The organism is Desulfovibrio sp. An276 (assembly GCF_002159665.1).
In the GTDB taxonomy this organism is placed as follows: domain Bacteria; phylum Desulfobacterota; class Desulfovibrionia; order Desulfovibrionales; family Desulfovibrionaceae; genus Desulfovibrio; species Desulfovibrio faecigallinarum.
The window spans coordinates 1-17,693 of record NZ_NFJC01000046.1 but is presented as its reverse complement, the minus strand read 5'-3'; the positions used below and the strand labels follow the sequence as shown (position 1 = coordinate 17,693).

Here is a 17,693-nt window from a genome sequence, read left to right as displayed (position 1 = left end):
TGAGCGTCTGATCTTCAGATCAGTGCTGACGCATCCCGTATCGAAAGCAGGGTAGTCCTCCCGAGTCCCAAGGGAGGAAGCCCCGCGCATAAGCGCGGGGAGGCTTCACAGCCTGTCCAAAAGAAGAAGAGCAGGGAGAAAGACGCGGAATTTTGCAAAGGTCTCTGCAAAATTTGCAAGATTATCCCAGGCACTTGGAAGCATCCTTCGATGTTTTGGGCGCATTTGCCACGCATTGCATGGCTTGCCCGTTGCGGCTATAGTTCTTACCCTTTCCTGTGCCAGGGTCGGGGCTTTGCCATACAGGCTTTGCATGGCGGACATCCTGCCCCAGGGCATCCCCCTTTTCGCACATTCCATTCCAAGGAGAATCATGACAGCACAAAGCACAAAGCGCCCCAGGGCAAGAGAGACAAAGGAAAAAGTCAGCGCAACCCTTGCAGGGGATACGGAGCAGCCCTTGGCTGATGCGTCCCACGTAAGCGTCACGCCCGACGTCCTTTTGCCCGAACAGCCGGTGCGCGAACGCACAAGGCGCCGCGTGGTCCGCGAAGCCGTTGTGAAGGGCGGGCAGGGGGAAAGCGAGCCAGAGGACCAGGACATCGATGTCGCTTCCGACGGGGACGAGATGGATGTGGACATCCTTGGCCCCGAAGAGGACGAGGAAGATTCCGGTCTGCAGGAACTCGACCTTGGGGACGAGGGCGAGGCAAGGTTTCTAACCCAGCGCCAGGACGCGGACTCGACCCTTCCGGCACCTGCCGCAAGCAGGCTTCCGCAGGTCAGGGACAACTTCCAGGTCTACGTGCGCGAGGTCTGCCGCTTTCCTCTCCTGAAGCCAGAGGAGGAGCACGAGCTCGCAGTGCGCTTTCGCGACACCCAGGACAAGGAAGCGGCCTTCAAGCTCATTTCCTCGCATCTGCGCCTGGTTGTGAAGATTGCCATGGACTTCCAGCGCCGCTGGATGCAGAACGTGCTCGATCTTGTGCAGGAGGGCAACGTGGGCCTTATCCACGCCCTGTACAAGTTTGACCCGGACAAGGGCATCAAGTTTTCCTATTATTCCTCCTTCTGGATCAAGGCCTACATCCTCAAATTCATCATGGACAATTTCCGCATGGTGAAGATCGGCACAACCCAGGTCCAGCGCAAGCTCTTCTTCAATCTGAACAGGGAGCGGCAAAAGCTCGTGGCCCAGGGTTTCAATCCGGATGCCGAAATGCTCTCCCGCCACCTTGGCGTAAGCAAGAACGACATTCTGGAAATGGAGCAGCGCCTCTCCTCCTCGGACGTGTCCCTCAACGTTCCCGTGAGCGACGAGAGCGACTCTGCCTCGCGCATGGACTTTTTGCCTGCTCTTGAGCCAGGCATTGAGGAAACCATAGCCAACGACGAAATCTCGGACATGCTCCACGAAAAGCTCAAGACCCTTCTGCCCAAACTGAGCGAAAAGGAGCTCTACATCCTGGACAATCGCCTCTTCACCGATTCGCCGGAAACATTGCGCGAAATAGGCGAACGCTACCACATCACCCGCGAACGCGTCCGCCAGCTGGAAATCCGGCTGCTCGAAAAAATCAAGAAACACCTTGCCAACGACATCAAGGACTTTTCTTCCTCCTGGATACAGTCCTAGTCCTCTGCCGCAAGGGTCGCACAAGACAAAAAACCCGATCGCAATCAAGTCGATCGCAGTATACAGGCATACGCCGTGAAACACGCACCAACCCTTCCTACCCTTGCGCTGGCCGCCCTGCTCTGCCTTGCGCCGACAGCCCTTCTCTCGGCCTGTGGGGGCTGTTCCGCAAAACACGAAAAGGCCGGGGAGGAAAAGCCCAGGGTCCAGACAAGCCAGCCCCAGCCCGACAGGAAAAGTACAAAGGCCCCCGGGCCCGTTCTTCTGTCCGGGGAAATGGCCGTTTTGCCCAAACAGGACACATTAACCCAGGACGCAGAGATAAGCGCAGCCTATCTTTCCCTCATGCAGGCCCTCTCCCATGCGGACGAAGCAGGCGCAGTGGCAGCCGCGGAAATCCTGGCCAACGGCAAGGGCGAGCTTGCCATGCCGGCAAACCACTGGATTGAGGGCGCTCTCTGGTTCATGGAACGCAAGTCCGTGAACGCCATTCCCTTCTTGCGCGCGGCAACGAAGGCAAGACCCGAGGACACGCATCTGGCCCTCCTCTACGCCGAGGCCCTTTCCGACCACAACTTCGGCAAGGAGGCCATGGCGGTCATTGATGCATTTTTGGCCAAAAATCCCAAAAGTCCCGAAGCCCTCATGCAAAAGGGCATCATTCTCTTCAAGGAAAAGAAGCCTGAGGAGGCCATTGCCACCTTCGAGGCCATTGGACAGTTCGAGCGCTCGGGCTTTGTGGAATACTATCACGCAAGGGCCCTCATGAGCCTTGGCAGGGACGAAGAGGCGCTTTCCCACGTGCGCAAGGCAGTGAAGCAGCTGCCCGAATTCGAGGAGGCCCTTTCCCTGCAGGCCTATTTGTGCGAGCGCACGGGCAACATCGACGAGGCCATGCAGGCCTACGAAAAGCTCTCGACCTCCCCCTACGCGCCAAGGGACGTTCTTCTTCGCCTCATCAACCTTTCCCTGCGCCAGAACAAGCCCACAAAGGCCCTTGAGTACTACAAGAAAGGGCCCGAGGGCGACACGGCCTTCCAGCTTCTTTCTGCCTCGCTGTTCACGGAATTTCGCCACTACCTGCAGGCCGAGCGCATCCTGAAGGGCATAGCCGAGCGCAAGGACGCGCCCATGGAGGTCTTCCTCTTCCTTGCGGATCTCACCTACGAGCAGCGCCGCGACCTTGACGCCTCCCTAACCTGGCTTGAGCGCGTTCCAGACAACAGCGACTTTGCCCAGAGAAAGCTTTTGCTCAAAGCCCAGCTTGAGGCAAGGGCCAGGCAATACACGAAAGCCCTTGCCACCATCGAGAAGGCAGAAAAGCTCTTTGCGCCAGTGCCGGAACTTGTGACCATGAAGGCCCGCGTGCTCGCGAACATGGAGAAAAAGGGCGAGGCCATGGCCCTTGCCAGGGAAGGCCTTGCCAAATGGCCCGATTCCACGGACATTGCCTTCCTGCTCGGCACCCTGCTTGCCGAGGCCGAGCAAAAGGACGAGGCCCTCAAGGTCATGGAAGGCATTATAGCAAAGGACGACACAAACTACCTTGCCCTCAACTACGTGGGCTATTCCCTGGCCGAGGCCAATGTCGAAATCGACAGGGCCATCACCCTCCTCACCAGGGCCAACGCCCTTGCCCCCAACCAGTTCTTCATTCTGGACAGCCTTGCCTGGGCACATTTTCGTGCAGGAAACCTTGATCTCGCCTGGAAGTACATCCGCGAGGCAGTGAAGCTTGACAATTCCCAGGATGCGGAAATCTGGGAGCACTACGGTGACATTGCCCTTGCGAGGGGCGAGCGTGCCGAAGCCAGGGAGGCCTACAAAAAGGCCCTTGTCAACGCAGGCGACAAAAAGGCCCTGCAGGAAAAGATCGACAGCCTCAAATAGCCGGACAACCCGATAGCCTGACAACCGGAAACAAAAAGGCCTGCTTCCGACAAGAGGGTGCAGGATACCGCAAGAAAAGCACAGGAGCTTTTTCATATGCCAGCAAAACACATGTTCACGAACATATATGCCCAAAGGGGCAGCGTTCTTTGCCTGTGCCTTCTTCTCCTGCAGCTTTTTGCCTGCGCAAAACAGCCCACCCCGGTGGATCCCGTACAGGCGGACAGGCTCTGGCAGGGCTTTGTGCAGGCCTCGGCTGTCAGGCCAGCTCCCTTTCGCGACGACATGAGCCTGCGCTTCGGAAGCTCCGGCAACACCCGCAGGGTGACTGCCCTTCTCTGGGGCAACGGAGACAATACCCTGCGCCTGGACGTTCGGGCAGGCGTTGGCGCAACCCTTGCCATGGTCAGGCAGGAAGGCGAGCATTTCCTCCTCTACATGCCCATGGAGCAAAAGGCACTCTTCCACATGGGGCCCACCTCGCCCCTTCTGAAGATTGGAGTTCCCCTGCCCCTTGATCTCTTCAGGCTTGAGGCCCTTCTCCACGGCCGCTACAGCGCTGTCTTTGGGGACAAGTATCTTTCTGTCCGTTCGGACAGGCTTGGCACTGCCTTCGAGCTTTCTCACGGCATTGGCGGAACCCTTGTCCTTTCTGACAATGCCCTCCCCCTTGCCTGGAAAAACGATCAGTGGACCATGAGCCTTGACCTTGACGAACAGGGCCTTGTCAGGCGAGTTGAACTTCTCAATACGCGTGGCGAGAAGGCCATAGTCCTTGTCAAGAAGCGCGAAACGCCCACCTCTCCCTTCGAAAAGGGCCAGATGGGCCTTGCCCTTCCGGATGGAACCGAGGTTCAGGCCCTGGAAAATCTCAAAAACTAGCCCAAACCAGGTACTGGCAGCGGACCGGATTTTTCCGGACCTGCTGTCCGCCCCATGCCCCCTTCACCTTCACCACACGAGGTTTCGCAATGATAAAGACCCTGCACATAGGCTGCGATCACGCAGCGGTGGATCTGAAAGACCTGCTCGTCAACGCCCTGAAGGACCGCTACGAGGTCGTGGATCACGGCACCAACTCCCACGAGAGCTGCGACTATCCGGACTTTGCCCATGCCGTGTGCAGGGCAGTGGAAAAGGATCCCGAGTCCAACGGCATCCTTTTGTGCGGCACAGGCATAGGCATGTCCATTGCCGCCAACCGCCACGAGAAGATCCGCGCGGCACTTTGCACCACGGAACTTCACGCAAGCTTTACCCGCAGGCACAACGACGCAAACGTCCTCTGCCTTGGCGCGCGCATGACAGGCGAGGAGCTTGCCATGGCCATTGTGGAGACCTTTTTGCACACCGATTTCGAGGGCGGCCGCCACATGCGCCGCATAGCCAAGCTGGCCATCTCAAACGAGGCAGAATAAGGCCATGCAGATCTACAACACAGCTTCCCGCGCGAAAGAGGAGCTTCGCCCTGTCCGCCCGGGCAAGATCCACATGTATGTCTGCGGCGTCACGGTCTACGATCTCTGCCACATAGGCCATGCCCGCTCAGCCCTGGTCTTTGACGTTCTTGTGCGCCACCTGCGGCGCAAGGGCCTTGAAGTCACCATGGTGCGCAACTTCACGGACGTGGACGACAAGATCATCAATCGCGCAAACCGCGAGAACAGGGACTGGAAGGAAGTGGCCGAGACCTACATCAAGGCCTTCCACGAGGACATGGACGCATTGGGTGTCTTGCGCGCGGACATAGAGCCAAGGGCAACCGAACACATGCAGGACATCATGAACATGTGCGAGGAGCTCATCCGCCAGGACAAGGCCTATGCCACTCCTTCCGGCGACGTCTACTTCAGGGTCCGCTCCTTTGCCGACTACGGCAAGCTCTCCCACAGGAATCTGGACGACATGCAGGCAGGCGCGCGCATAGCCCCAGGCGAGGAAAAGCAGGATCCCATGGACTTTGCCCTGTGGAAGGCTGCCAAGCCAGGCGAGCCCTACTGGGAAAGCCCCTGGGGCAAGGGGCGTCCCGGCTGGCACATAGAGTGTTCCGCTATGTCCCGCCCCTGGCTTCCCCTGGACATCCACGGTGGCGGCATGGATCTCATCTTCCCCCACCACGAGAACGAGATTGCCCAGACCGAGGCCTGCTGCGGCTGCGAGCTCGCGAAGCTGTGGATGCACAATGCCTTTGTGCAGATAAACAGCGAGAAGATGTCGAAAAGCCTTGGCAACTTCAAGACCATACGCGACATCCTCGCCTCCTGGATGCCCGAGACCCTGCGCTATTTCCTTTTGAGCAAGCAGTACCGCTCCCCCGTGGACTTTACGCCAGAGGGCATGGACGATGCCGAACGCGCCCTTGTCCGTGTCTACGAGTGTCTTGCCCAGGCGAAGACGGGTCTTGAGCGCAGCAAGTGGAAGAAATCTCCCCTGCCCGAAGATATCGCGAAGGAATGGGCGGACCTAGGCTCTGCCTTTGACGAGGCCATGGACGACGATCTCAACACCGCCATGGCCCTTGGGCACATCTTCTCCATGGTGCGCATCACAAACCGCGTCCTTGAGGACAAGGCCCTGAAGGCTTCCGAGGCCACAAGGGATCTCTTGCAGGAATTCATGCAGCGCATGGAAGGCGTCTCCGGCGAGCTCGGCCTCTTTGGGCAGGATCCCAATGCCTTCCTTGCCGACATGCGCGCCTCGCGCTGCAGGCGCATGGACATAGACGTTGCAAAGGTCGAGGAAGTGCTCGCAAAAAGGGCCCAGGCCCGCAAGGACAAGGACTTTGCCGCCTCCGACGCCCTGCGCGACGAGCTGAAAGCCATGCACGTGGAAGTGCGCGACACACCCCAGGGTCAGACCTGGGATCTTGTCATTTCCTGATTCTGAAAAATCGCGCAGCGGGGCAAGCCAAAAAACCTGCCCCGCTGCGTATCCCCTGGAGCCCATAGAGGAGAGCTGTCGTGAGTATAAGCCGGCTTCGTCTTTGCGCCCTGGCAACCCTGTTCTTCTTTTGCCTGTCCCTTTTGTACCCTGTGCAAGCCAGGGCCTTCTTCTTCGGGGGCGTCACCCTGAAGGACGAAAACGAGATGGGCCGCAAGTTCGATGTGGCCGTGCGCTCCAATCTGCCCATGGTCGAGGATCCGGAAATTTCCCAGTACGTGAACAACCTCGTTGCCCACATCGTCTCCTCCATTCCGCCGCAGCCCTTCCGTTTCAAGCCAGGCGTTATCCTCCACCCCTCCATCAACGCCTTTGCCGTGCCTGGCGGCTACATCTACGTCTTCACAGGGCTCCTCATGAATTTCAACAGCGAGGAGGAAGTGGCAGGCGTGCTCTGCCACGAGCTTGCCCACGTGACTCAGCGCCACGTGGCTTCGCGCCTTGAAAGGGCGCAGATGATCTCCATAGGCTCCCTGCTCCTTGCCGTGGCAGGCATAGCCGTTGGCGGTGGCGGTGCTGCCGCAGCCGGCGCCCTTGGTGCAGGCCAGGCAGCCATGCTGGACTACAGCAGGGCAGACGAGACCGAGGCGGACCAGATAGGCATGCAGTTTCTCATCAAGGCAGGCTATCCGCCCATTGGCATGGTCAACGGCTTCAAGGTCCTGCGCCAGAAAAGCTGGATGATGGGGGTCTCCGTGCCCGCCTATCTCTCCACACACCCGGACATAGGCGATCGCATAAACGGCATACAGGCCCGCATCCTCAACATGCCCAAGGCCATCACGGCCCGCAAGACAGACAACCGCCGCTTCAAGCGCATGCAAATCCTGCTCTGGGGCCGCTACGGCTCCCCCCAGACAGCCATGCAGCGCTTTAAGGGCAACGATGCCCTCTCCCTCATGGGCAGGGGCATGGTGCTCGCACGCCAAAACAACGTGCAGGCCGCAGCCAGGGCCTTTGACGAGGCAGTGGCAAAGGCTCCGCGCGACAGCCTTGTCCTGCGCGAGGCAGGCATTTTCAACTACCGCAAGGGCAGCATGGACAAGGCAAGGACCTTGCTCAGGCAGGCCCTTGCGCTTGACGATCGCGACTATATGGGAAGCTTTTTCTACGCCCGTCTGCTCGACGACGAGGGCCGCCACCACGAGGCCCAGGGACGCTTCCTCAAGGTCCTGCAGTCCGTGCCCGAGGACGCAGAGGTGCACGAGAGTCTTGCGCGCAGCTACGGAACCAATGGCCAGACAGGCCTTGCCTATGTGCACATGACCTATGCCGCCATATATTCCCATAACAAACGGCAGGCCGAACGCTATTTCGAAAGGGCCAAGAGTCTGGCCTCCTCCACCAGGGAATTCAAACGCCTCGACAAAATCTACAAGGAACGCAAGGAAATATGGGAGAACATGTAATGCCTGCAGAATTTCACGCCACAACCATTCTGGCAGTCAAGCGCAACGGCCACGTGACCATGGCCGGCGACGGACAGGTCACCCTGGGTCAGACCATGGTCATGAAGCACACTGCCAAAAAAATCCGCCTTGTGGGCGACGGCAAGGTGCTGGCCGGCTTTGCCGGGGCCACTGCGGACGCCTTTACCCTTTTCGAACTGTTCGAAGCCAAGCTCAAGGAGTTCCACGGCAACCTTGTGCGCGCAGCAGTGGAAATGACCAAACAGTGGCGCAGAGACAAGTATCTGCAAAAGCTCGAGGCCATGCTGCTTTTGGCAGACAGGGAACACATTCTTCTGCTCTCCGGCACGGGTGATGTCATAGAGCCGGACGACGACGTGGCAGCCATTGGTTCCGGCGGCCCCTACGCCCTTTCCGCAGCGCGCGCCCTTCTCCGCCACACAGACCTTCCTGCCGAGGATATTGTGCGCAACGCCATGACCATTGCCAGCGAAATCTGCGTCTACACAAACAGCAACTTTACTGTGCAAACGCTCTAGCTTTTTGCTTGTGCAAGGGGGAAGGACATGGACACAGGGGTTCGTTCCGACATCGGGGAACGCAGCATTGATGCGGAACTGGCAGGCCTTGCCAAGGATGAGCCAATTCTCCTTGAGGCCGGCTGCAAGATCAATCTCGGGCTCAAGATCCTTGGGCAAAGGGAAGACGGCTACCATCTGATCGACAGCATCTTCTATCCCCTGAAGGCTCCCTGCGACAAATTGTACATGGCGCGCGCAAGGGAAGAGGGGATACGTGTTCTGACAGACTGCAGGGGTGTTGATCCGGAAAAAAACACTCTCACCAAGGCCTGGAAGGTCTTTGCCGAGACCACAGGCTTTGCGCAAGCCCTTGTCGTGCGCCTTGAAAAGAACATTCCCTGGGGCGCTGGCCTTGGGGGAGGCAGTGCCGACGCAGCCTGCGTGCTGAGGCATATGGCTCTCCTTGCAAAGGAGGCCGGCCGCCCTGTCAGCGAAGAAGCGCTTCTTTCCATGGCAGCCAGGGTTGGCGCAGACGTCCCCTTCTTTTTGCGCAATGTCCCCATGCGCGTGCAGGGCATAGGAGAAATCCTCACCAAAGTGGACCTTTGTCTCGAAGGATTTTTCCTTGTGCTCGTCATGCCCTGCGTCAGTGTCCAGACCCCCTGGGCCTACAAAGCCTATGACGAATCACGGGCGCGAAAAGGGACAAAGGGTGCGAAAGTCGGCCTCAGCGGCCAGTTGCGGGAAAAGGAACAATCCTTGCTTGAGGCATTGACAGTCATGACAAAAGTGCGTAAGGAAAGCCTTCCCATAGATTCACCGCTCGAGCTTGCAAACGACCTCGAACCCGTTGTCTTCAAGCGTTATCCAGCACTTGGAGACATCAAGAGAATGTTGCTTGCCCACGGTGCCTGCGCCGCCTCCATGAGTGGCAGCGGCTCAAGCGTCTTTGCTCTCTATGATGATGAAGCGAAGGCCCGCGCCGCAGCCGCCAGCATGGAATGGCCGGTGCAGCTTTCTTCACTTGCTGGGATGTAGCCAAGCGGTAAGGCAACGGGTTTTGGCTCCGTCACGCGAAGGTTCGAACCCTTCCATCCCAGCCATCTTTTTTGTCCTTTGCCACAGGCAAAAAACAGGAAAAGACTATGAACGACTTGAAGATTGTTACTGGGTCCGCCAACCCGGATCTGGCTGTGGCCATATGCAATCATCTTGGCTGTCAGCTCACTCCCACGCTGGCGACCACATTCAGCGACGGCGAACTTCGCGTTGAAATCGGCGCCAATGTCCGTGGTGACGACGTCTTTGTCGTTCAGCCCACCTGTCCGCCCGATGTCAACCGCAACCTGATCCAGCTCTGCCTCATGTGCGACGCTCTGAAAAGGGCCTCTGCCGGACGCATCACGGCTGTTGTGCCCTACTACGGCTACGCCAGGCAGGACCGCAAGGTCAGCCCCAGGGCGCCCATCAGCGCCAAGATGGTGGCAGACTTCATCTCCTGTTCCGGAGCCGGTCGCGTGGTGACAATCGATCTGCACGCCGGACAGATTCAGGGCTTCTTCAACTGTCCTGTGGACAATCTTTTCGCCGGACCCGTTCTGCTTGAGTCCCTGCGCAAGGCCATTGAGGGCGATCCCGTAATCGTCTCCCCGGATGCAGGCGGCGTGGAACGTGCCCGCGCCTATGCCAAGCGCCTTGGCGCCCCGCTTGCCATCGTGGACAAGCGCCGCGACAAGCCCAACCAGGCACAGGCAATGCATGTCATCGGTGATGTGGCTGGCAAGACCGCAATCATCGTGGACGACATGATCGACACTGCCGGCACCCTCTGTGCCGCAGCAGACGTGCTCATGGAAAACGGTGCAGTCAAGATCATGGCCTGCGTGACGCACCCTGTCCTCTCCGGCCCGGCCATTGACCGCATCAATGCCACCGAGACCATGAGCGAAGTCTACGTGACAGACACCATTCCCCTGGGAGACAAGCTCGAACGCTGCCCCAAGCTCCACGTTGTGGATGTGGGCTCGCTCCTTGGCAAGGCTATTTCCAACATACACACAGGCTCCTCCGTGAGCGTGCTGTTTACCTAAAGGGTCTGTCAGAAAAAATTTTTCGAGCAAATTGTGCGCATGACAGCGCGTCAAGGAGATGTATCAATGACTATCGAAAAAACTCTCTGCGCTCAGAAACGCGAGGGGTCCGGCAAGGGTGCTTCCCACCGTCTGCGTGCCGAGGGCCTTGTTCCCGGTGTTTTCTACAACAACAAGGGTGACAACATCCTTGTGGGCGTGCCGGCCAAGGAACTGGAAATGCTGTACTTCGAGATCGGTGACACCACGGTGTTCAACCTTGAAATCGATGACAACGGCACCAAGACCACCTATCCCGCCTTCTTCTGGGACGTGCAGAAGCACCCCTACAAGAAGCGTTTTGTGCACATCGACTACTACGGTGTGGATCTTGACCAGGAAGTGAAGGTCAGGGTTCCCCTGGTGTTCACCGGCACTGCCCGCGGTGTGAAGATCGGCGGTGTCATGGAGACCTACCGCGAGTACGTCACCATTGCTGCCAAGCCCCTGGCCATGCCCCACAAGATCATTGTGGACGTGACCGACATGGGTCTCAACCAGCACCTCACCATTGACAAGCTGCAGCTGCCCGAAGGCGCTCACGCCGTGTACGACGACGTGTTCACCATCGTGTCCGTGCTCTCCAAGAGCAAGGACGCAGACGCAGACGATGCTCCCGCCGAAGGCGAGGAAGCCAAGTAGGGTTCGCAGCCAACAATTTCTTGCGGCGGCATCCGGTATTTTGCGGGTGCCGCCTTTTTTTGCCCCATCAGAAGCTGCGGAAGATACGCCCTTCCGCTTTTGAGGATAGCCATGGACTACAGAGGTGTTCTGGTCGGCCTCGGCAACCCGGGCCCCAAGTACGAACGCACAAGGCACAACACGGGTTTTCTCCTTGTGGACAAAATTCTCGATCTTGCCCATCTCGAGGGCAGGGTCGAGGACATGAACGGTGCGCGCTTTGACTGCGAGCTGTGGCGCGTGACCCTGGATGCCCTAGACGGAACCTGGCTTGTGGCAAAGCCCATGACCTTCATGAATCTGTCCGGCCGCTGTGTGCAGCCCCTTTTGGCCTGGCACAAACTTGGCGCAGCAGATCTCGTCGTCGCCCACGACGAGCTGGATCTGCCCCCCGGATCCCTGCGCTTCAAGTTCGGCGGCGGCAACGCAGGCCACAATGGCCTGAAGTCCATCACGGAACTTCTGGGCACCCCAAATTTCTACAGACTGCGCATAGGCATAGGCCGCCCAAGGGAGCGCTTCCAGGTCTCGGACTGGGTTTTGACCACCATGAAGGAAGAAGCCCCCTTGTGGGAAGAAGCCATGGACAGTGGCGTAGACGTGCTCTCTGCCTTCGCAAAAAAGGGCCTTGAGCGGGCCGTCACCCTGGCAAACCGCGCCTCCAAACGCATTGCCGAGGAGGCAGCGAAGGAGAGCGAGGAGAAAAAAGCCTGAATCCTGCCCTTTCCAAACGTGCCAAACAAGCCCGGGATGCCAGAGACTTTTTCAGTAAAAGGCCTGTGTTTTCAACTAGTTATAGTGGAAACAAGGCCTTTTTTGTCATGCCAATTTTGCAGGCTCTGGACTTTTTGCACAGTTCCCTGTAGGTTAAGAAAACTTGGCTTACCTCATACGCGGTAGGCCGCATACTCGCGCCCATGGCCCGCACCCATAAAGACCCGCGCGAGGACAACTCATAGCATAGGAGAATTTGATACCATCCACATATCCTCAGCTTCTTTTCTCGTCATTGCGACCTACTCCTTGCTCCTTGAGACTGATCCTTTGGACTGATCCTTTTGGATTGCGCCATTGGACTGGTCATCTGGACGCAAGGCCTGCAGTTCTCGTTCACAAGGCATGCAACACAGAGAAGAATGCCTATGCCAGGGGATCATGTGAGCGCACGGCAGCATGCTCTGCCGTAAGGAGTCCTCATGTACAAGGTGGACGATCTCGTAGTTTACCCCGCACAGGGCGTAGGAAAGATCAACCGCATAGACACGAAGACCATCGGCGGTGTCAATTGTGACATCTACATCGTCGGCATACAGAGCAACAACATCACGCTCATGGTTCCGGTCAAGAATGCCGGCAATGTGGGACTGCGCCAGCTCGTGGACAAGGAAACAGCCTCGGGCATTCTGGACAACCTCAAAAACAATACTGCCCAGAGCGTCTATGTGGGACAGAACTGGAACAGGCGTTTTCGCAAGTATTCGGACAAGATGAAAAGCCCTGACCTGAGCGTGGTCGCCGAGGTATTGCGCGAACTGCTTGTCATTGGCCGCGACAAGGAACTTTCCTATGGCGAGCGGCGCCTGCAGGAGCAGGCCATGTCCTTGGTCGTTGGCGAAATTTCCGAAGTCCTGGGCGTCTCCCAGGACGATCTCAGGGACAGCCTTCTGAAAATCTACGCCCCTGCCGTCCCTGACGACGCTTCTTCTGGCGAACAGGCCCCAAAGGGCAACTAGCTTGCGGGTGCCCCCCTTGGGGATACCCAGGGTCACAGGCCGCACCCACCAAAGCCGCACATACTGCACGAAACCGGGACTTTCCCCTTGCCAGATAGGCAAAGGATAGGCTAAAGGTCTCGGACTCGTGACGCCTTGCATACAACTGCAGTCCCTCCTTCCTGCAGGTCTTCAACCCTGCCCTCTCTTTATCCCCAAAATCCGTCCTCACTTTTTTCGCTTCTTGCACGCTCTTCAAGGACAAGGACTGCGGACCTTCCTTTCCGCGCAACGTCTTTGCGATTGCCCGCTTGCCCTCCTTCGCGCACCCCTATCCCGGATATATTTCATGCTGAAAAAAATTCTGCCCGATCCCCCTGCAGACGGAGCCCTCAATCTCACCACCCTGAAGACCCGTTCCATGAACGAGCTCATGCAGCTCGCGGACGCCTACGGTGTGGAAAATGCAAGTTCCCTGCGCAAGCAGGAACTCCTCTTTGCCATCCTGCAGGCCTGCGGTTCCCACGACGGAGCCATCTATGGCGACGGGGTACTGGAAATTTTGCCGGACGGCTTCGGCTTTCTGCGTTCGACCTTCTACTCCTACATGCCAGGCCCGGACGACATCTACGTCTCCCCCTCGCAGATTCGCAAGTTTTCCCTGCGCAAGGGCGACATTGTCTCGGGTCAAATCCGTCCTCCCAAGGAGGGAGAACGCTACTTTGCCCTGCTCAAGGTGTGCACCATAGGCTTCGAGGCCCCGGAAAAGGCCAGAAACCTTGTTCTCTTCGACAACCTGACCCCGGTCTACCCCACGCGTCAGCTTGTCATGGAAAACGGCAGCACCAACTACGCAAACCGCATCATCGATCTTCTTTCGCCCATTGGCATGGGCCAGCGCGGCCTCATTGTGGCACCCCCAAGGGCTGGCAAGACCGTGCTTCTGCAGTCCCTTGCCAATGCCATCGCGACCAACAATCCGGAATGCTACCTTATCATCCTGCTTATTGACGAGCGCCCGGAAGAAGTCACCGACATGGCCCGCACGGTCAAGGGAGCGGAAATCATCAGCTCCACCTTCGACGAACCTCCGCAGCGCCACGTGCAGGTATGCGAAATGGTCCTGGAAAAGGCCAAGCGCCTGGTCGAGCGCAAGCGCGATGTGGTCATCCTGCTCGATTCCATCACAAGGGTCGGCAGGGCCTACAACACCGTGACTCCTGCCTCTGGTCGCGTGCTTACAGGCGGTCTTGACGCCAATGCCCTGCAGCGCCCCAAACGCTTTTTCGGCGCTGCCCGCAACATAGAGGAAGGGGGCAGTCTCACCATACTGGCCACAGCCCTCATCGAGACAGGCTCGCGCATGGACGAGGTCATCTTCGAGGAATTCAAGGGCACTGGCAACATGGAAATCTGTCTGGACCGCCATCTGGCAGAGAGGCGCATCTTCCCTGCCATAGACATTCACCGCACAGGCACGCGCAGGGAAGAGCTTCTTTTGCCCGAGGACGTGCTCAACAGGACCTGGATCATACGAAAGCTCCTGGGCTCCATGCAGCCAGCGGACAGCCTCGAATTCCTGCTCGAAAAGATGAAGGCAACAAAGTCCAACAGGGACTTTCTCAATGCCATGGGCAAATAGCCTGGCCCCAAAGCCCTGTCCCGAAAAAAGATTGCCCTGAACAGAAGGCCCCGCAGATCCTGAGATCCGCGGGGCCTGAACTTTTGGAAAACATTCCTATTTGCGGCTTTGGGCCTTTTCCATGAAACGATCTGCGTTGACTATAAAGCGCTTGTGTTTCCCGCGGCCCACAAGGCCCGCTTCGTCGCTTGCCCCAACCTCAAAGGTCAGGCTTCTGCCGTCCACCTCCACAAGCCTTGCCCACACATGCACCACGCCTCCCACAGGTGTGGGAGCAAGGTGTTCGACATTGACCATAGTGCCAACACTGGTCTCCCCCTTGCCAAGGACATCGAAAATTGCATTGCAGGCTGCCTCTTCCATGGCAGCGATCATCATGGGCGTGGCAAAGACCTCCAAAGAACCACTGCCCACAGCGGCTGCCGTGCTTTCTTTGGTAACCTCGATCATCATCTCGGCCGACAATCCGATCTTCAGTTCAGCCATTATTCATCTCCCGCATCAACGCTGGTAAAGGAAAATTCTGTCACGTCAAAAAGGCCCCTGGTGTGCACGCGAAGCTTTGGGAACACGCACAGGGCCATAAAACTTAAGGTCACGACCGGATCGATGTCCGGGTTCACGGCAAAGTCCAGCGCCTTCTTCTCGATAGCCGCAAGCTCGCGCGCCACGTCTTCAGCCACTTCTCCGCTCATGAGCCCTGCCACAGGCAAAGGAAGGGAGGCCGTGCACACGCCGCCCTGCACGATGGCTATGCCGCCGTTCATTTCCGCAACCCTTGCCACAGCCTGGATCATGTCCTGATCGCTGCTGCCCGCGACCACGATATTGTGGCTGTCGTGGGCAATGCTTGTTGCCAGGGCTCCTCCCAGGAGCCTGCCTTCCAGAGCGTAGTTCTCGAGTATGCCAAGGCCCACCAGACCCAGAGACTTGTGGCGTTCGAAAGCGGCTATCTTGCAAAGGCCCGGATTGGCTGCCGCATCGAAGTTGCCTTCACTGTCCACCACAACATCGCGCACACTGGCCTCTGTGCAGAGGCTGTGCGGCAGAAGGCCAATGACCCTGGCCCTTTTCGAGGGTACAGGCAGGGCAAGGACACTCTGGTCGAGCTCCCGTTCCCGTATGTGCACGCTGTGCAATATGCTTTCCGGCACGGAAACACTCTTCGTTTCCCCCAAAAACCTGCCGTGTTCGCAGACAAGCTTGCCTTCGCTCCAGACGCGCGCGACATTGAAGTCGCGCACGTTGTCCGCGAGCACGAGATCCGCCACATAGCCGGGGGCAATGGCGCCTGCGTTCCTGAAACCGAAGCAGGAGGCCGTGTTTATGGTGGCCATGGCAACTGCCGTTGGCGCATCCAGGCCAAGGGCCACGGCCTTGCGCAAAATGGCGTTGATGTGCCCGGATGTGAGGATGTCCTCTGCGTGCAGATCGTCCGTGCACAGGCAGAAGCGGTGGGCATTTTTTTCGTTTACGCTGGGAAGCACGCGGGCAAGGCTCTTGGCTGCGGAGCCCTCGCGCACAAAGACGTAGAGGCCGCTGCGTACGTGTTCCTGCAAGACCTTCGGATCCTCTTCCTCGTGATCGTTGCCCATGCCACAGGCTGCGTAGGCCTGCAGGCCACGGCCGGAAAGTCCCGGACAGTGGCCGTCCACCATGCGCCCCGAAGCCCTTGCCATGGCTATCTTGTCCAGAAGATCCCCGTCTCCTGCAAGCACACCCGGCACGTTCATGACCTCGCCAAGGGAGCACACCCTCTCTTCCTGCCAAAAAGAGCTCAAGGCCCTGGCGTCAAGATTGGCGCCTGCGTCCTCGAAGGGCGTGCAGGGAACGCAGGAAGGCAAAGCAATGTGGATGTGGCAGGGAAGGTCCCGGCTTGCCTCAAGCATGTAGCGTATGCCGTCACTGCCTGCGACGTTGGCGATTTCGTGCGGGTCCGCCACGACACGGGTCGTACCGCAAGCAAGAACTGCCCTTGCAAAGGAGGGAGGCGTGAGCATGGTAGACTCTATGTGGACATGGGCGTCCATGAGCCCCGGGAGCAGGGTCTGGCCCTGGCAGTCGAAAATTGCACCTGCCTGCACATCCTTGCATTCCTCGTCCGCAAGGACTGCCAGGATGTGACCGTCCCCTACAAGGACGGTTCTGTTTTCGAGAATTTCGCGGCCAAAGACGTCAACAACACTGGCGTGCACAAGGGCCATATCGCAGGCCCTGCGCCCCATGACCATGTCCACCGCGCGCTGCAGATTCAAAGCGTTCAAACAAGGTTCCTCGATATTTAAGGGTCTGGGAGGCATTTTTTGGGGGCTGGATCCCCCCCCCTTTTTGCCAGGAAGTTATTCCCGGCAAAGATGTGGCCCCAAGTCTAGCAGGTTCCCCAATCCTTGAAAAGCAAGCCTTGCCCCAGACAAAACTCTGGGCAGTGCCCCAAAAGAGGCTCCATACTTGAAGCTCCCCCGTTTTACAACGGGGGATTCTCCCTGACCAGAAAATGGCTTTCTGCCGGGTTACCCCGACAGCTGTCACCATTCCAACAGAAGGACAGAGCCAAATGTCGGCAGATGCCTTTGCCCAATAGGAGGAAAAATTTCCACCGCCTGCACAGAAGTATCCGCCGGTAGCTGCTACTTTCCCGAGGAGTTCGCGACAGACCTCTTCCCCGTTCCCGAGATCCTGACCTTGGCCTTGGCTTTAGCCTTGGCCTTAACATTGACCCCGGGCTTCGTGGATGCCGGAGAGCCGACATCGCACAAGGTTAATCTTCGGCACAGACCGCTGTCGCTCAGCAGCGCTTCCACAGCCGGCCACTTGCTTAGCAAGAGGCTTCGGTCGTGCCGGTTTTCGGTAGCATAGCAGGCAAGAAAGGCGGACATGATATCACGCTGGACAAGCGTGTCCGTATCCCCCAATTGGTGCCACCGTTGTTTCAGAGGCTTTTTGGTGTACGTATCTGTAAACCTGAGTTCCCGGGATGTTTTTACTACCACGGGTCTAATTCAGCTGAGGATCTGTACTAGTATGCATACTTATCTCTCTGTAAATATAGTATAAAGCTTCAAGCCGTGTTGACATTTGAAGTGCAATTTTTTACGATGTGGTAATAAAAATTTTATCTTACCACAGGATTGCC

At 58.0% G+C, this 17,693-nt stretch carries 15 protein-coding genes and 1 tRNA gene; 14 read left to right on the top strand and 2 right to left on the bottom strand.

All coding sequences use genetic code 11. The features are described from left to right. Window positions 1–373 precede the first annotated feature (373 nt). From B5F76_RS13205 to rho, 14 genes are all read left to right on the top strand, one after another. Complete coding sequence (locus B5F76_RS13205) at window positions 374–1,636, top strand: RNA polymerase factor sigma-32 (protein ID WP_239407068.1); 1,263 nt, start codon at window positions 374–376, stop codon at window positions 1,634–1,636. Window positions 1,637–1,711: 75 nt separating this feature from the next. Continuing rightward, the gene (locus tag B5F76_RS13200) at window positions 1,712–3,526 is read left to right on the top strand and encodes a tetratricopeptide repeat protein (protein WP_087355347.1); all 1,815 of its coding nucleotides are present in this window, start codon (window positions 1,712–1,714) and stop codon (window positions 3,524–3,526) included. Window positions 3,527–3,622: 96 nt separating this feature from the next. After that, entirely contained in the window at window positions 3,623–4,408 is a 786-nt protein-coding gene (locus B5F76_RS13195; RefSeq protein WP_239407067.1) for a hypothetical protein, read from the top strand. Between the two features lie 89 nt (window positions 4,409–4,497). Further along, window positions 4,498–4,944 (top strand): ribose 5-phosphate isomerase B, encoded by a 447-nt coding sequence (gene rpiB, locus B5F76_RS13190; protein ID WP_204218417.1) that lies wholly within the window; start codon window positions 4,498–4,500, stop codon window positions 4,942–4,944. A 4-nt stretch (window positions 4,945–4,948) separates the two neighbouring features. Further along, window positions 4,949–6,406, top strand: a complete 1,458-nt coding sequence (cysS, locus tag B5F76_RS13185; protein WP_087355345.1) for a cysteine--tRNA ligase — start codon at window positions 4,949–4,951, stop codon at window positions 6,404–6,406. Between the two features lie 80 nt (window positions 6,407–6,486). Further along, window positions 6,487–7,875: a M48 family metallopeptidase gene (locus B5F76_RS13180; RefSeq protein WP_239407066.1), complete on the top strand. Its 1,389-nt coding sequence runs from the start codon at window positions 6,487–6,489 to the stop codon at window positions 7,873–7,875. Next, window positions 7,875–8,414: an ATP-dependent protease subunit HslV gene (gene hslV, locus B5F76_RS13175; RefSeq protein WP_087355343.1), complete on the top strand. Its 540-nt coding sequence runs from the start codon at window positions 7,875–7,877 to the stop codon at window positions 8,412–8,414. The genes B5F76_RS13180 and hslV overlap by 1 nt, the downstream gene beginning before the upstream one ends. A gap of 27 nt (window positions 8,415–8,441) precedes the next feature. Continuing rightward, window positions 8,442–9,434 (top strand): 4-(cytidine 5'-diphospho)-2-C-methyl-D-erythritol kinase, encoded by a 993-nt coding sequence (ispE, locus tag B5F76_RS13170; RefSeq protein WP_087355341.1) that lies wholly within the window; start codon window positions 8,442–8,444, stop codon window positions 9,432–9,434. Further along, window positions 9,425–9,499 (top strand) — tRNA-Gln (locus B5F76_RS13165). The genes ispE and B5F76_RS13165 overlap by 10 nt, the downstream gene beginning before the upstream one ends. Window positions 9,500–9,541: 42 nt before the next feature. Beyond that, a complete protein-coding gene (locus tag B5F76_RS13160; RefSeq protein WP_087355339.1) occupies window positions 9,542–10,486 on the top strand; it encodes a ribose-phosphate diphosphokinase in 945 nt (314 codons plus the stop codon). Window positions 10,487–10,552: 66 nt separating this feature from the next. Then, the gene (locus B5F76_RS13155; protein WP_087355337.1) at window positions 10,553–11,167 is read left to right on the top strand and encodes a 50S ribosomal protein L25/general stress protein Ctc; all 615 of its coding nucleotides are present in this window, start codon (window positions 10,553–10,555) and stop codon (window positions 11,165–11,167) included. 111 nt (window positions 11,168–11,278) lie between these two features. After that, a complete protein-coding gene (gene pth, locus B5F76_RS13150; RefSeq protein ID WP_087355335.1) occupies window positions 11,279–11,920 on the top strand; it encodes an aminoacyl-tRNA hydrolase in 642 nt (213 codons plus the stop codon). A 482-nt stretch (window positions 11,921–12,402) separates the two neighbouring features. Then, window positions 12,403–12,939 carry a CarD family transcriptional regulator gene (locus B5F76_RS13145; protein ID WP_087355333.1) on the top strand — a complete coding sequence of 179 codons (537 nt, stop codon included), beginning with the start codon at window positions 12,403–12,405 and terminating at the stop codon, window positions 12,937–12,939. Between the two features lie 328 nt (window positions 12,940–13,267). Beyond that, a complete protein-coding gene (rho, locus tag B5F76_RS13140) occupies window positions 13,268–14,560 on the top strand; it encodes a transcription termination factor Rho (RefSeq protein ID WP_087355331.1) in 1,293 nt (430 codons plus the stop codon). Window positions 14,561–14,656: 96 nt separating this feature from the next. On the opposite strand, the gene B5F76_RS13135 is transcribed toward rho, so the two are convergent. Both B5F76_RS13135 and ade read right to left on the bottom strand, forming a co-directional pair. Continuing rightward, complete coding sequence (locus tag B5F76_RS13135; RefSeq protein WP_087355329.1) at window positions 14,657–15,046, bottom strand: thioesterase family protein; 390 nt, start codon at window positions 15,044–15,046, stop codon at window positions 14,657–14,659. Next, window positions 15,046–16,791 carry an adenine deaminase gene (gene ade, locus B5F76_RS13130; RefSeq protein ID WP_446717642.1) on the bottom strand — a complete coding sequence of 582 codons (1,746 nt, stop codon included), beginning with the start codon at window positions 16,789–16,791 and terminating at the stop codon, window positions 15,046–15,048. The genes B5F76_RS13135 and ade overlap by 1 nt, the downstream gene beginning before the upstream one ends. Window positions 16,792–17,693 lie beyond the last annotated feature (902 nt).